The 14,325-nt window shown below is 69.7% G+C and carries 17 protein-coding genes; 8 read left to right on the forward strand and 9 right to left on the reverse strand.

From position 1 onward, the window contains the following. A partial coding sequence (locus tag Q0W90_RS17875; protein ID WP_366895392.1) for an MFS transporter occupies positions 1–691 on the reverse strand: 691 nt, incomplete at its 3' end. Positions 692–756: 65 nt separating this feature from the next. Between Q0W90_RS17875 and Q0W90_RS17880 the strand changes: the two genes are divergently transcribed. The 3 genes from Q0W90_RS17880 to Q0W90_RS17890 are packed head-to-tail and all read left to right on the forward strand — an operon-like array spanning position 757 to position 4,558. Beyond that, on the forward strand, positions 757–1,479 hold the full coding sequence (locus tag Q0W90_RS17880) for a phosphatidylserine decarboxylase (protein WP_297699029.1): 723 nt from the start codon (positions 757–759) through the stop codon (positions 1,477–1,479). Beyond that, positions 1,476–2,336, forward strand: a complete 861-nt coding sequence (gene pssA, locus Q0W90_RS17885) for a CDP-diacylglycerol--serine O-phosphatidyltransferase (RefSeq protein ID WP_297596724.1) — start codon at positions 1,476–1,478, stop codon at positions 2,334–2,336. The genes Q0W90_RS17880 and pssA overlap by 4 nt, the downstream gene beginning before the upstream one ends. 53 nt (positions 2,337–2,389) lie before the next feature. After that, the gene (locus Q0W90_RS17890) at positions 2,390–4,558 is read left to right on the forward strand and encodes an AAA family ATPase (RefSeq protein WP_297775529.1); all 2,169 of its coding nucleotides are present in this window, start codon (positions 2,390–2,392) and stop codon (positions 4,556–4,558) included. Here the strand turns inward: Q0W90_RS17890 and Q0W90_RS17895 are convergent. Further along, positions 4,532–5,128 (reverse strand): TetR/AcrR family transcriptional regulator, encoded by a 597-nt coding sequence (locus Q0W90_RS17895; protein WP_297775519.1) that lies wholly within the window; start codon positions 5,126–5,128, stop codon positions 4,532–4,534. The two genes, Q0W90_RS17890 and Q0W90_RS17895, sit on opposite strands and share 27 nt — an antisense overlap. 21 nt (positions 5,129–5,149) lie before the next feature. On the opposite strand from Q0W90_RS17895, the gene Q0W90_RS17900 reads away from it, so the two are divergent. Next, a complete protein-coding gene (locus Q0W90_RS17900) occupies positions 5,150–6,019 on the forward strand; it encodes a DUF2867 domain-containing protein (protein WP_297775521.1) in 870 nt (289 codons plus the stop codon). On the opposite strand, the gene Q0W90_RS17905 is transcribed toward Q0W90_RS17900, so the two are convergent. From Q0W90_RS17905 to Q0W90_RS17935, 7 genes are all read right to left on the reverse strand, one after another. Then, positions 5,973–6,791 (reverse strand): enoyl-CoA hydratase-related protein, encoded by an 819-nt coding sequence (locus tag Q0W90_RS17905; protein ID WP_297775522.1) that lies wholly within the window; start codon positions 6,789–6,791, stop codon positions 5,973–5,975. The two genes, Q0W90_RS17900 and Q0W90_RS17905, sit on opposite strands and share 47 nt — an antisense overlap. After that, positions 6,788–7,810, reverse strand: coding sequence for a TIGR03617 family F420-dependent LLM class oxidoreductase (locus tag Q0W90_RS17910; RefSeq protein WP_297596732.1), 1,023 nt, complete (start codon positions 7,808–7,810; stop codon positions 6,788–6,790). Before Q0W90_RS17910 ends, Q0W90_RS17905 begins: the two co-directional genes overlap by 4 nt. Before the next feature lie 22 nt (positions 7,811–7,832). Further along, on the reverse strand, positions 7,833–8,471 hold the full coding sequence (locus Q0W90_RS17915) for an LON peptidase substrate-binding domain-containing protein (RefSeq protein WP_297596762.1): 639 nt from the start codon (positions 8,469–8,471) through the stop codon (positions 7,833–7,835). Further along, a complete protein-coding gene (locus tag Q0W90_RS17920) occupies positions 8,468–9,619 on the reverse strand; it encodes a glutamate--cysteine ligase (protein WP_297596764.1) in 1,152 nt (383 codons plus the stop codon). Before Q0W90_RS17920 ends, Q0W90_RS17915 begins: the two co-directional genes overlap by 4 nt. Further along, complete coding sequence (locus Q0W90_RS17925; RefSeq protein WP_297596734.1) at positions 9,600–10,280, reverse strand: superoxide dismutase family protein; 681 nt, start codon at positions 10,278–10,280, stop codon at positions 9,600–9,602. The genes Q0W90_RS17920 and Q0W90_RS17925 overlap by 20 nt, the downstream gene beginning before the upstream one ends. A 77-nt stretch (positions 10,281–10,357) precedes the next feature. Continuing rightward, positions 10,358–10,831 carry a LytR C-terminal domain-containing protein gene (locus Q0W90_RS17930; RefSeq protein WP_297596736.1) on the reverse strand — a complete coding sequence of 158 codons (474 nt, stop codon included), beginning with the start codon at positions 10,829–10,831 and terminating at the stop codon, positions 10,358–10,360. Between the two features lie 19 nt (positions 10,832–10,850). Further along, the gene (locus tag Q0W90_RS17935; protein ID WP_007768412.1) at positions 10,851–11,159 is read right to left on the reverse strand and encodes a DUF3263 domain-containing protein; all 309 of its coding nucleotides are present in this window, start codon (positions 11,157–11,159) and stop codon (positions 10,851–10,853) included. A gap of 201 nt (positions 11,160–11,360) precedes the next feature. On the opposite strand from Q0W90_RS17935, the gene Q0W90_RS17940 reads away from it, so the two are divergent. The 4 genes from Q0W90_RS17940 to Q0W90_RS17955 all read left to right on the forward strand — a co-directional run. After that, positions 11,361–11,957, forward strand: coding sequence for a peptide deformylase (locus tag Q0W90_RS17940; protein ID WP_297596748.1), 597 nt, complete (start codon positions 11,361–11,363; stop codon positions 11,955–11,957). Continuing rightward, positions 11,954–12,850 carry a GNAT family N-acetyltransferase gene (locus Q0W90_RS17945; RefSeq protein ID WP_297775524.1) on the forward strand — a complete coding sequence of 299 codons (897 nt, stop codon included), beginning with the start codon at positions 11,954–11,956 and terminating at the stop codon, positions 12,848–12,850. The genes Q0W90_RS17940 and Q0W90_RS17945 overlap by 4 nt, the downstream gene beginning before the upstream one ends. Positions 12,851–12,950: 100 nt before the next feature. Further along, the gene (locus tag Q0W90_RS17950) at positions 12,951–13,757 is read left to right on the forward strand and encodes an exodeoxyribonuclease III (RefSeq protein ID WP_297596766.1); all 807 of its coding nucleotides are present in this window, start codon (positions 12,951–12,953) and stop codon (positions 13,755–13,757) included. A 127-nt stretch (positions 13,758–13,884) separates the two neighbouring features. Further along, on the forward strand, positions 13,885–14,325 hold a 441-nt coding region (locus Q0W90_RS17955), incomplete at its 3' end, for a hypothetical protein (RefSeq protein WP_297775526.1).

A 14,325-nucleotide genomic window follows, 5' to 3' on the forward strand; every position in this document is an offset into this window, starting at 1 on the left:
CGCCTTCGCACAGAAACGACGCGAACGAGACCGCGGCCAGGATCGCCACCGTCGGCGTCATCCAGGTTCGCTCGCCCCGGGCCGGGCCCGACGCCGCGGCGCCGGCGGCCGCATCGGGGATCAGACGACGGGTGAGCGTTCCCACCACGACCAACACGACCGCCCCGAGGACCGTCAGCTGAGCGGCCAGGCCGATGCCCGCGCCGACGCACGCCGCACCGATCACGGCCCCCACCAACGTCCCGACGCTCCACATGCCGTGAAAACGCGCCATGATCGGCGCCCGGGTGGCCCGCTCGACCGTCGCCGCCTGGGTGTTCATCGCGATATCCAGCGCCCCCTGGAACGCCCCCCACAACGCCAGCGCACCGAACAGCGCGGGCCCGGACCGGGCCAGGCCCACCGTCGTCCCCGCGGCCGCGTAGCCGGCGACCATGACCGGGATCAGCCGGTGGCTGCCCCACCGGCGCAGCGCCCAGTGGCTGAGCAACGTCGCCACGACCGATCCCAGCGGCGCGCCGAACAGCGCCGCCCCCAGCGCCGCGTCGGAGAGGCCCAGCTCGGCCTTGACGCGCGGAATGTGGGCGGCCCACGACGAGAACACCAAACCGTGCGCGATGAATGCGGCGGTGACACCACGTTTCGCGTGACGCACCGGTGTCGCCCACCGATCAGCACTGTGCGGTTGCATGTCGATGGTGAACGTTCCCTCTGTGGGCGTCCACGAATCAACCGGGGGCTCCGTAAGATGGCCGCGTGGCACGACGCCCCCGCACTATCGGCCCCACCGCTTCGGACCCGGCCTTCAGCCCCCAACATGCGCTGGAGTTGGTGCGTTCCGCCATTCCGCCGGTGCACCCGGCCGGGCGGCCGTTCGTCGGCGCCGGGCTGGCGCTGGCCCTGGCCGGCCGCCGTCACCGATGGGTGCGACGGGCGGGCCTGCTGGTCGCGGGCGCCTGCGCGGGGTTCTTCCGTCACCCCCCACGGGTGCCGCCCACCCGTCCCGGCGCCATCGTCGCCCCCGCCGACGGTGAGATCTGTGTGATCGACTTCGCCACGCCGCCCGCCGAACTGAGCATGGGCGACGCGGCGCTGCCGCGTGTCAGCATCTTTCTTTCGCTGCTGGACGCCCACGTGCAGCGCGCACCGGTCAGCGGCGAGGTGATCGCCGTGCAGCACCGGCCGGGTCGCTTCGGCTCGGCCGATCTGGCCACCGCGAGCACCGAAAACGAACGCACCAGCCTGCACATCCGCACCCCAGGCGGGGCGGACGTGGTCGCGGTGCAGGTCGCCGGGCTGCTGGCCCGGCGCATCATCTGCGACGCACACGTTGGGGACCAGTTGTCGATCGGTGACACCTACGGCCTGATCCGCTTCGGCTCGCGGCTCGACACCTACTTGCCGGCGGGCTCCGAACCGCTGGTGAAAGTCGGCCAGCGCGCGATCGGCGGCGAGACCGTGTTGGCCGAGCTGCCATGATCAGCAAGCCGCGCGGACGGGCGGTCAACCTGCAGATCCTGCCGAGCGCGATGACGGTGCTCTCGGTTTGCGCGGGATTGACCTCGATCCGGTTCGCCCTCGAGCACCAGCCCAAGGCGGCGATGGCGCTGATCGCCGCGGCGGCCATCCTGGACGGACTCGACGGTCGGGTGGCGCGCATCCTGGACGCCCAGTCGCGGATGGGCGAAGAGATCGACTCGCTGGCCGACGCGGTGAACTTCGGTGTGACCCCGGCGATCGTGCTCTACGTGACGCTGCTGACGAACTCGCCGGCGGGCTGGGTGGTGATCCTGCTCTACGCGGTCTGTGTGGTGTTGCGGCTGGCGCGATTCAACGCGCTGCAGGACGACGGCAGCCAGCCCGCCTACGCCCACGAGTTCTTCGTCGGCATGCCCGCGCCGGCTGGCGCGATCTCGATGATCGGTCTCATCGGGCTCAAGCTGCAGTTCGGTGACGGCTGGTGGACGTCGCCGCTGTTCCTGTGCATCTGGATCACCGGGACCTCGATCCTGATGGTCAGCAAGATCCCGATGCGCAAGATGCACGCGGTCGCCGTGCCGCCGAGTTGGGCCGCGCCGCTGCTGGCGATCTTGGCGATCTGCGCGGCCGCGGCGGTGCTGGCGCCCTACGTCCTGATCTGGGTGATCATCATCGCCTACCTGTGCCACGTGCCGTTCGCCATCCGCAACTCCCGTTGGCTGGCCGCCCACCCCGAGGCGTGGGACGACGAACCCAAGCAGCGTCGCGCCACGCGCCGCGCGATCCGCCGGGCGCAGCCCAACCGCCGGTCGGTCGCACGGCTTGGCCTGCGCAAGCCGGGCAGGCGCTTGCCGTGAGTGCCGGCTCCGGCGACGATGCGGGCCGCTCCGGGCCGCTGAGGAGCGGAGCCATCAATCCCGCGGCCCGTCAGCTCACGTTGACGGCTCGGCTGAACACCTCGGCCGTTGACTCCCGTCGCGGCGTCGTCCGGTTGCATCCGAGTGCCGTTGCCGCACTGGGGATTCGGGAATGGGACGCGGTGTCGCTGATCGGGTCGCGGACCACCGCCGCGGTCGCGGGACTGTCCGGCCCGGACACGCCGGTCGGCACCGTGCTGCTCGACGACGTGACACTGTCCAACGCGGGGCTGCGGGAGGGGACCCCGGTGGTCGTCGGTGCGGTCACCGTCTACGGCGCGCGGTCGGTGACGCTGTCCGGCTCGACGCTGGCCACCCAGTCGGTCACCCCGGTCACGCTGCGACAGGCCCTGCTCGGCAAGGTCCTCATGGTGGGCGACGCCGTGTCGCTGCTGCCCCGCGACCTCGGACCGGGCACCTCCACCTCAGAGGCCACCCGCACGCTGGCCACCGCGGTGGGCATCAGCTGGACCTCGGAGCTGCTGACCGTGACCGGCGTGGATCCCGAGGGTCCGGTCAGCGTGCAGCCCAACTCGCTGGTCACCTGGGGCACCGGTGTCGCATCCGGGGCCGCGGCGTCGTCGCGGATATCGGTCGAAATCGCCCGGCCGGAGATGGTCGTCGAGGAACTCAAGGGCACCCAGCCGCAGGCCGCCAAGCTCGTCGAATGGCTCAAGCTCGCGCTCGACGAACCGCACCTGCTCAAGTCCCTGGGCGCCGGCACCAACCTCGGCGTGCTGGTGTCGGGCCCGGCCGGCGTGGGCAAGGTGACCTTGGTGCGCGCGGTGTGCGGCGACCGCCGGCTGGTCACGCTGGACGGCCCCGAGGTCGGTGCGCTGGGCGCCGAAGACCGGCTTAAGGCGGTGGCTTCGGCGGTGCAGACGGTGCGCGACGGCGGTGGCGTGTTGCTGATCACCGACGTCGACGCCCTGCTGCCGGCCACCGTCGAGCCGGTGGCCTCGTTGATCCTGGGTGAGCTGCGTACCGCGGTGGCCGCCGAGGGCGTCGCGTTGATCGCCACCTCCGCGCGACCCGATCAGCTCGATGCCCGGCTGCGGGCCCCCGATCTGTGTGACCGCCAGCTGGGCCTGCCGCTTCCCGACGCCGCCACCCGCAAGGCACTGCTGGAGTCGCTGCTCAGAAACGTCCCCACTGGCGAGCTTGCGCTGGACGAGATCTCCTCACGCACACCGGGTTTCGTCGTCGCCGATCTGGCCGCCCTGGTGCGCGAGGCGGCGCTGCGGGCCGCGTCGCGGGCCAGCACCGACGGTCGGCCCCCCACGCTGAACCAGCAGGACCTCATCGGTGCGCTGACGGTCATCAGGCCGCTGTCCCGCTCGGCCAGTGAGGAAGTGAGCGTCGGTGACATCACGCTCGATGACGTCGGCGACATGGCCGAGGCCAGGCAAGCCCTGACCGAGGCCGTGTTGTGGCCGCTGCAGCATCCCGACACCTTCGCCCGGCTGGGCGTCGACCCGCCCCGCGGGGTGCTGCTGTACGGGCCGCCCGGGTGCGGCAAGACGTTCGTCGTGCGCGCGCTGGCCAGCACCGGTCAGCTGTCCGTGCACGCCGTCAAGGGTTCCGAGCTGATGGACAAGTGGGTGGGCAGCTCGGAAAAGGCTGTGCGCGAACTGTTCCGGCGCGCCCGGGATTCGGCGCCCTCGCTGGTCTTCCTCGACGAGGTGGACGCGCTGGCACCCCGGCGCGGGCAGAGCTTCGACTCGGGCGTCACCGACCGGGTGGTGGCCGCGCTGCTGACCGAGCTCGACGGCGTCGATCCGCTGCGTGACGTCGTCGTCCTGGGCGCCACCAACCGGCCGGATCTCATCGACCCCGCCCTGCTGCGCCCGGGCCGGCTGGAGCGGCTGGTCTTCGTCGAACCTCCCGATGCCGCGGCCCGCCGCGAAATCCTGCGCACCGCGGGAAAATCGGTGCCGCTAAGCGCCGACGTGGACCTCGACGAGGTGGCGTCCGAGCTCGACGGCTACAGCGCCGCGGACTGCGTGGCGCTGCTGCGGGAGGCCGCGCTGACGGCCATGCGCCGATCCATCGACGCCACCGACGTGACGGCGGCCGATCTCGCGGCGGCGCGCGAAACCGTGCGCCCCTCTTTGGATCCCGCGCAGGTCGAGTCGCTACGCGCGTTCGCCAAAGCTTTGTAATACGGCCAACGAAGAGGCCGCGACGTCCTTTTCGAGCCAGGACGGCATCGGGTCGTCGTGGGCGTGGCGCCGCACCACGGCATAGGGCAGGTCGGCGACCGCCCGCGCGACGGCGTCGACACTTCGCGGCCTGGCGTTCCCGTACAGCTGCCGGGCCAACACCGCGATCCGCTCGGTCAGCGGAGCGTTCATCGCGGCGAGGGTGCGCCGGAAGGCGGCGTCGGGTTCGTCGTCGAGCAGGTCGCCGGGCCGGATCGTCAACAGCAGCCGGGCATCGTCGGGCAGGGCGCGCGCGAAGCCGACGGCCGCCACGGCCATCGCCACGGCGGTGTCCGCCGGGGTGTCGCCGTCGGCGGCCAGCGCCCGCGCCTGGAAGCGTTCCAGCGCGCGCAGCCAGGCCGAGGTCAGGATGCCGTCGCGGTTGCCGAACCGGTGATACAGCGTGCCCGCCGGTGCGCCACTGGTTTTCGCGATAGCGGCCACGCTGGCCCCGCGCGGACCGCCGTCGAGCACCAGCGCCCGGGCGGCGTCGAGGATCACATCGGTTTCATGCTTCCGCGGAGGCGCCATGATTTAGTACAGTCCTTCTATATGGAACGGTTACCCTATATCGATGAGCATGCCATAACCATCGACGCGAACCGCGCAGACACGTGGTCGGCGCTGCTGAGAGTGATGTGCCGCGACCCGCGCGACCCGTCGACCGTGCCGGTCGGGTTCGTCCTGGACGAATGCCGCGCGCCGGCGCGCTTCGCGCTGAAGGGCCGCCACTGGTTCGCGGCCTATCGGTGGGTGTTCGAGCTGGACGACCTCGACGCCACCGCCGGCACCCGGCTGCGTGCGGCCACCTGGGCGGCCTTCCCGGGCCTCCATGGCAAGGCCTACCGGGCGCTCGTCATCGGCACCGGCGCGCACCGCGTCGTCGTGCGACGGACGCTGAAACGCGTTGCGGCGTCGGTCCTTGCCGAACGGAGGCAGACCGGCGAGGCCGCCGCCGACTACGCGGACATCTTCGAGGTGCCCCTCGCCGCCGGTGACGCGCGCACCGCCGAGCAAACCTTTCGCGACGGGCTGGGCGACAAACCGGGCACCCGCGGAAACCTCGTCGGGTGGATCCACCGTCACGTGCTGCGATTGCGCCTGGGCCCGGCCCGCTCTCCCGATCACCTCATCGGCTGGCGGATCGTTCGTTCGGCTCCCGACGAGCTGGTGCTGGCGACGTCCGGCGCGCTGATGCGCGGCGAGCTGACGCTGCGACGCCTGGACGGTCGGCGCGCCGTCCTCACCACCCGCCTGCACTATCGCCAGCAACTGGCCGCCCGGACGGTGTGGGCGCTGGTCGGGCCGCTGCATCGGATCGTGGCCCCACGGCTGATGGACCGCAGCGCCCGCGGCGGGCTCGAGACCGAGGCGCTCACGGCTCGGGAAGCGGCGTCCAATCGTGGGATAGCCGCGCGGTGAAGTTCGGCGGCCGGCGATCGAGGAACGCGGCGACGCCCTCGCCGGCGTCGGCGCCGCCCATCACCCGCTCGTGCAACGAGGTCTCCAGCGCGGCGACCTGCCGCGGTGTGTAGTGATTGATCGCGCTGTCCCACAGCAGGCGTTTACACAGTGCCGCGGACATCGGCGCCACGTTGACCGCGATGTCGCGGGCCACGGTCAGCGCGTGGTCGCGCACCCGCTCGGCGGGCAGGGCCCGACTGGCGATGCCGAGCGTCACGGCCTCGGCCCCGCCGAACGTCCGCCCGGTGAGCAGGATGTCGGCGGCCACCCCCAGCGTGGTCAGCTGGGTCAGCGTCCAGTGCGACATGCAGTCGGGGATCACACCCCGGCGTACCTGCACCACACCGTATTTGGCGTCCCCGGCGACGATGCGGATGTCCGCCTGCAACGCGATCGTCAGGCCGACCCCGATGGCGTGCCCGTTGACCGCGGCGATCACCGGTTTACGCAATTCAAAAGCGGCCGGGGTGATCGGTGACGCCGAGAACGTGCCGTCATCGGCGGGCGCCTCGAACGGGCTGGCGTCGCCGGAGAAGTCCGCGCCGACGCAAAAGGCGTGTCCCGCGCCGGTCACCACGATTGCCCGCACGTCGTCGTCCTCGTCGCAGTCCCGGTATGCCCGGCTCAGCAGCGTGCCCATCTCGGCGGTGTAGGCGTTGAGGTGCTCGGGCCGATTGAGCGTGAGTACCGCCACGCCCGAGTCGATTTCGACCGTCAGGTGTTCGCTCATGGTACGGCCGGTACCCGGTGCAGGGCGCCGATCAGGTCGGCGACCTCGGCGCCGCTCGGCGTGTAACCGGGGAAGTAACAGCACACCTCATCGGCGTGCTCGCCGAACCGGGCGGCGATCTGCTGTGCGCACTGCTCGGGCGTCCCCACGATCCCGATCCGGGCCACCATCTCGTCGCTGATCAGCCGGCGCATCTCGGCGAAGCGGCCCTGCTTGGACAGCGCGTTGAGCTCGGGGTGGACGTCGGCCCAGCCCTCGACCTGCAGCACGGGCAGGTAGGCAGGCGTCGAGCCGTAAAACGCGATGAGGGATGCCACCCCGTTGACCGCGGCGGCCAGCTCGGCCTCGTCGCGGCCGACGGCGACCATGGCCTGGGCGATGATGGTGAACTCACCGAATGCCCGCCCCGAACGGCGCAGTCCCTCACCGATTGCGGGCACGGTGCGTTCGGCGAAGTGGCGGGCGCTGTTGAACGGCATCACCAAAAGGCCGTCGGCGACTTCGGCGGCGGTGCGGGTCATCACCGGCCCCAGCGCCCCCAGGAGCACCGGCGGCGGCCCGAACGGGTTGGGCCCGGGGTTGAAGTTGGGGGCCATCACGGTGTGCGTGTAGAAGTCACCGCGAAAGTCCAAGCGGCCGTGGCCTTCCCACGCCGCGAAGATGGCTTTGATCGCCGCGATAGCCTCGGCCATCCGTGCGGCCGGCCTGTCCCACATACTGCCATAACGCTTTTCGATGTGGACCTTGATCTGTGAGCCGAGTCCGAGCCGGAACCGCCCACCGCTGTAGAGCTGCAGGTCGTAGGCGGAGTGCGCCAGGTGCAGGGGGCTGCGCGGCGGGGCGATCGCCACGTTCGTCATCAGGTCCACGCCGGTCGCACCGGCCGCGATGAGCAACGGGAAGAAGACATCGTGCTGGCCCTCGAACGTGAACAGGCCATCCGCACCCGTCGCGGCGATCTCGGCGGCGCTTGCCGCCGAGCCAGCCGGTGAACCGTCCACCTGAAGGTGAACTTTCATCGTAAACTCCCGTCGCGCAGTGCTATTCGGACAGCTGAAACTCGACCACCTCGGCGACCGCGTCCACGGCTTCGCGCAGCGCCACGATGCGCTCGGCGGCCGTCGGCGCCGCCAGCACCGTGTAGCGGTCGGCCGTACCGATCGGGATGCGAGAGGCCAAGGCGAACAGGCGGTCCCCGATCGGGCCGTCGTGGTAAGGGCCCAGCAGCACCTCGCGACCGGGCAGCGTGATCCCGCCGGCCTGCGCGATCCGCTCGAACAGAGCCACCGCGCGGTCTTCGACGTCGACCAGCTGGGCCGCGGAGACCTCGCCCCCCGGCTCGTCGGGCCACGGCGCGACCCGCGCCCGTGGATAGGGATCGTCGGGGAGCCATTCGTGCACCCGGATCCGTTCCCCGGTGCGGCAGTGCAGTGCGTACCGGCCGGCGCCCTGGTCGTCGCATTCGATGATCCGCGACATCACTCCGACGTCGCAACGCGAATCACCACCGCCCACCTCGCGCCCGCGTGAGATCAGCACCACCCCGAACGGGTCGCCGGTGTCCAGGCAGTGCCGCACCAGCGCGCCGTAGCGGGGCTCGAAGATCCGCAACGGCAGGTCCTGGTCGGGCAACAGCGCCGACTCGAGCGGAAACATCGCCAGCTCAAGGGGTTCCATCAGATTTCCAGCTCGGACACCAGGGCGTCGACGACCGCGCGCAGGTCGCCGTCGTGTTCCTCGGCCACCCGGCGCTGACGCTGGTATGACGCGCCCCGCCTGGGTATCTCGGCCACCGCGGCCAGCTCGTCGACGCAATTCAACTTCTTCGCGACCGGCTCCAGCCGGGTCAGCACGTCATCGAGATCCTCGGTGACCAAACGCTCGTTGCTGTCGGCGTCCAAGATGATCACCGCGTCCAGGCCGTAGCGGGCCGCGCGCCACTTGTTCTCCTGGTTGTGCCACGGCGGCATGCTGGGCAATGACTCGTCGGCTTCCAGCCTGCGATCCAAATCGACCACCAGGCAATGCGTCAACGCGACCAGCGCGCCCAGCTCCCGCAGGTTGGACACGCCGTCGCAGACCCGCATCTCGAGCGTGCCCAGGTGCGGCGAAGGCCTGATGTCCCAACGCACTTCGTTGACATGGTCGATGATGCCGGTCTTCTTCTGGTCGTAGACGAACCCCTCGAACTCCGCCCAGGTCTGGAACTGGAACGGCAACCCGGCGGTGGGCAGCTGCTGAAACATCATCGCCCGGTTGCTGGCGTACCCGGTGTCCACGCCGGTCCACCACGGTGAGGACGCCGACAGCGCCAGCAGGTGCGGGTAATAGTTCAGCAGCGACGTCATGATCGGCATCACCTTGTTGGGCGAGGAAATCCCGACGTGCACGTGCACGCCCCAGATCAGCATCTGCCGTCCCCACCACTGGGTGCGCTTGATCAGTTCGGCATAGCGCGGGGCGTCGGTGAGCTTCTGGGTGGTCCACTGCGCGAACGGATGTGCGCCGGCACAGAAGAGCTCCATGCCCCGATCCCGCACGATGCGACGCGCGGGTCCCAGGGTCTGCCGCAGATCCTCCATCGCCTCGCCCGTGGAATGGCAGATGCCGGTGACCACTTCGACGGTGTTGCGCAGCAATTCCTTGTGCACACGCGGGTTTTCGCCGATCTCGGCGATCACCGCGGTGGCCTCGTTGCTCAGGTCGCGGGTCTGGGCGTCGACGAGCGCGAACTCCCACTCCACCCCGATGGTCGGCCGCGACGAACGGGCGAAATCGATGCGCGCTTCACTGCGTTTGAAGGCGCTTTTAGCCGGAACCGATGACACCGCATGCCACCCGCTTGCCGGCGTCACCGGTACTCATCGTCGTCTCGTCGGGGCCCGGTGTTCCGTTGGTCTGGCTATAGCGCTCCGGCGGGATGTTGGCGAAGTTGTCCGCGCCGGCATGAATGATGATCGCGGTCTTCTGCCCGGTGAGCAGGTCCTCCATGGCGAATGCGTCCGTGGTGGTCACCAACGTTCCCGAGCCGTCCTTGCGTACCTGCAGGGACGTGAGGTCACCGCTGGCGGGCATGCCGGCGTATCCGGGCACCCGGAAGTGGCCACCCGCGGACAGGAAATCGCCCGGCGCGCCACCGGTCGGGGCGACCGAGTTGGGCTCACACTTGCCCACCTTGTGGACGTGCACCCCGTGAAAGCCGGGTGTCAGCACACCGTTAGCGGTCGTCTCGATGGTGACGGTGGCATAGCCGTTGTTGAACTCGAATTTCGCGATCGCGACCTGGGTGCCATCCGGCGCCTTCAGGTGCGTGGTGAGGCTCGGCACCTCCGCGGGCCCCGCCTCCGCGCCTTTGGCGCCCGACGGCGACGGCGACCCGGTCCACACCGAGGGCGTGGTACCCGGGGACGACGCGACGTGCTCGGGCGCCGCGCAGGCGCCCAGCAGCGCGACGCAACCGGCCAGGACCAAAGGATGCAGCTTAGGCATAGCCAGCAGCCTAGCTCGGTGACGATGCGAGCCGGAACGGCTCGCGGAGGAGCCGGGCGATCAAATCCGGCGCTCAGTCAGCCCGCGACGAGGACGATGACACCCGGCGGCTCTCCGCTCAGCGCGGGAATCCGCGGTTCGACGGGCGCGCCCAGACTCTTGCCCACGGCGTCGGCGGTGGCGCGCTCATCGTCGGCATCGGTGTAGTACACCGTGGTGGCCGAGACGTCGGGCACGGCCATGTTGTCGACCTTGGTGACCTTGAAGCCGGCGGACGTCAGCTGGTCTCTGGTGCGCGCGGCGACACCCTCTTTCGAGGAGATGTTGTACACCTGCACCTCGGCCTGGGCGCCCGTCGGCTTGTTGCTCGTCGACGTGGCCGACGTGGTGGCGCTCGCGCTCGGTACCGGCGATGCCGAATCGTCGTCAGAGCTCCCGGAAGAACCCAGGGCCTGCCAACCGAGCAGCAGGAAAATGACGCCGAGGAACAACAGCACCATCACCATGGCCCGCAAGGGCAGCCCGGTGGAGTCGGGAACTCGTTCTTTCATCGAGCCCTACTGTAACGAGTCAGGTCACCTCGAAGCCGAGACGCCGCGCCGCGCGTGCCTTCTGCCTGCTGGCGCGCAGCCGTCGCAGCCGTTTCACCAGCATCGGGTCGGCCGCCAGCGCCTCAGGCCGGTCAACGAGCGCGTTGAGCACCTGGTAGTACCGCGTCGCCGACATCGAGAACAACTCTTTGATGGCATCTTCCTTCACACCGGCGAACTTCCACCACTGGCGTTCGAAGGCCAGGATGTCGTGCTCGCGGCGGGTAAGTCCATCTGCGATCTCAGAATCGTCCCCCGATCGATTTGCCCGCGCCATGGCGCTGTCCATATCGCTTCCCCTGGACCCTTTCGGCGAATTCCGAACTGCTCGAATGACTTGACTTAGCTAAGGGCGTGTTTCGGCGAATATTGAAACACGCCCCAAACCCTCAAGCCGTCATCCAGACCCGCGAGTCGGCCGATTGGCCGAATTGCCCACCGCCAGATCGCCGGCCGAGCAGCCCACCGGCGTGCGGTAGCTTAGCCGACCATGGCAGTCGTTCCGATCCGCATTGTGGGGGATCCCGTCCTGCATACCCCGACGAAACCGGTGCCGGTCGCTGCCGACGGTTCGCTGCCGGCGGATCTGCCCGAGTTGATCACCGACCTGTACGACACCATGGACGCCGCGCACGGGGTCGGCCTGGCGGCCAACCAAATCGGGGTCGGGTTGCGGGTCTTCGTCTACGACTGCGCCGACGACCGTGGGCGCACCGAGCGCCGGCGCGGCGTCGTCGTCAATCCGGTGCTGGAAACCTCCGAAATCCCCGAGACCATGCCCGACCCGGATCACGACGACGAGGGGTGCCTGTCGGTTCCCGGCGAATCGTTCCCCACCGGCCGGGCCAAATGGGCGCGGGTCACCGGGCTCGACGCCGACGGCACGCCGCTCACCCTCGAGGGCAACGACCTGTTCGCCCGGATGCTGCAACACGAGACGGGGCACCTGGACGGCTTCCTGTATCTGGATCGCCTCGTCGGGCGGCACGCCCGCAGCGCGAAACGGGCCGTCAAATCCAACAACTGGGGTGTTCCCGGCCTCTCCTGGATGCCCGGCGAGGGACCGGACCCCTTCGGTCACTCATGATCTTCTGGCCGGCCCTGGGAACCCGGGTCATGGTGCGCTACCGGCGACCGGACGGATCGGTACCGCCGCTGACCGACGCGGTCGGACACCTGCTGGCGGTCGAGCCGGTGGTGCGGCTGCAGACGAAAACCGGTGCGGTCGTCGAATGTTCGCCCGCCGACGTCGTCGTGGTGCGGGTGCTGACCTTCGCGCCGGTACGCACCTCGGATATCCGGGCGCTCGAGCATGCGGCGGCCAAGGCCTGGCCCGGCGTCGAACACACCTGGCTGGAGGGCTGGCTGCTGCGGGCCGGCCGCCCAACCAGCAAGGGGACCGGGCTTCCCGCCAATTCGGCTGTGCCGCTGGATATGTCGGCTCGTCTCAGTACGATTCCCGCGATCGTGGCCTGGTACGAGCACCGCGGCCTGACACCGCGACTGGCCATCCCCGACCGCTTGTTGCCCGTGCCAACCGGTTCGACGGGTGAACACCCCGAAAGCGTCCTGGTGCGCGACGTGACCGATATGGCAGCGGGCGAACCCGACCCGTCCGTCACCCTCTCGGCGCGCCCGCACGACGCCTGGCTCCAGACATTCGGCCACGATACCGACGTTGACGTGCTCACCGCGGTCAGCGACGGCGAGCTCATGTTCGGCGCCCACCCGGGCGCAGCGGCCGCACGCGCCGCGGTGACCGAGGCGCCCGACGGCACCCGCTGGGTGGGGTTGTCCGCGATACGCGGCACCGACGATCCCGCCGTGACCGCCCTGTGCGAAGCCCTGTTGGCGTGGGGCGCCGGTCGCGGCGCAACGCGTGGCTACGTGGCTGTCCCCGATACCGATGCCAACACCGGATGGCTGGGTTTTCGGCTGCACCACCACCGCCGCTACTTCCCGGTCCGCCGCGACACCTGAGATACCGTCTGATCTCATGCCCGATGCGGTTGATGACGGCGACCTGGTCGATGGCGGCGACCCGCTGCGCCCGGCTTCGCCGCCCTTGCGATCGCCGCGCCTGCGGCTTGCCACCTGGAACGTGAATTCGATCCGCTCCCGACTCCCCCGCGTCCTCGACTGGCTGGCCCGCGCCGACGTCGACGTGCTGGCCATGCAGGAGACCAAGTGTTCCGACAGCCAGTTCCCGACCCTGCCGTTCTTTGAACTCGGCTACGAGGTCGCCCATGTCGGTTTCAATCAGTGGAACGGCGTGGCGATCGCCTCACGCGTCGGTATCGACGATGTGCAGATCGGATTCGACGGCCAGCCGACCTGGAGCAGCAAGCCGGAGGTCGCCGCCACCGCGGAAGCCCGCGCCCTGGCCGCCACCTGCGGCGGCGTGCGGTTGTGGAGCCTCTACGTTCCCAACGGCCGGGCCCTGGGCGACCCACATTACGCCTACAAACTCGATTGGCTTGCCGCCCTGCGTGATTCGGCGGCGGGCTGGTTGCGTGACGATCCCGCCGCCGCGATCGCGCTGGCCGGCGACTGGAACATCGCTCCGCAGGACGACGACGTGTGGAGCATGGAGTTCTTTGCCGGCGCCACGCATGTCTCCGCACCGGAGCGCCGCGCGTTCAACGCCGTCGTCGAAGCGCAATTCACCGACGTGGTACGCCCTTTCGCGCCGGGTCCCGGCGTCTACACCTACTGGGACTACACCCAGCTGCGGTTTCCGAAGAGACAGGGCATGCGCATCGACTTCATCCTGGGCTCACCGGCGTTGGCGGCGCGCGTGACCGACGCGCAGATCGTCCGCGAGGAACGCAAGGGAAAGTCGGCCAGCGATCACGCGCCCGTGCTCATCGATGTGCGCGTCGACTGAGGCGGCGGCCCGGCGTAGGCTAACTGCAGCACAATTCCGTAGATCCCCTCAACTGTGCGGTCCACGGTATACATGAACATAGCGAACGCGAATTGCAGCGAGTGCGAATATGGGCCAGGGAGTCAACATGGGTGTCGTCGACGGAGCGGTTCGCAGTGTGGGTCGAACACTGAATCGTGCGGCGTCGGTCACCACCTCCACCGCCGGCGCGGTCGGGGGTGCGGCGGTGAACGGTGTCGTCGGCGGCATCAAGGGCGCCGCGGAGGGCATCCAGCAGGGCATCAGCAAGGGCAGCAAATCGACGACGGCCGCTGCGGTGGGGTTGGGTGCGCTCGGCGCGGCCGGCCTGATCGAGTGGCCGGTGCTGCTGGCTGTCGGCGGCGGGGCGTTGGTGTTGCAGCGGATCAGCCGCCAACAAAAGGAGTCAGCCGCGCCGGCCAGGGCAAAGCTCACGACGGTGCCAACCAAGCCGGAACCTGCGCCACGGACACACAAATCGCCGCCGCAAAAGGCCCCCACCAAACGGGCGGCCGCCAGTAAACCGGCCAAGAAGGCCACCGGCCGCCGC

Source organism: Mycobacterium sp. (assembly GCF_025933915.1).
In the GTDB taxonomy this organism is placed as follows: Bacteria; Actinomycetota; Actinomycetes; order Mycobacteriales; family Mycobacteriaceae; genus Mycobacterium.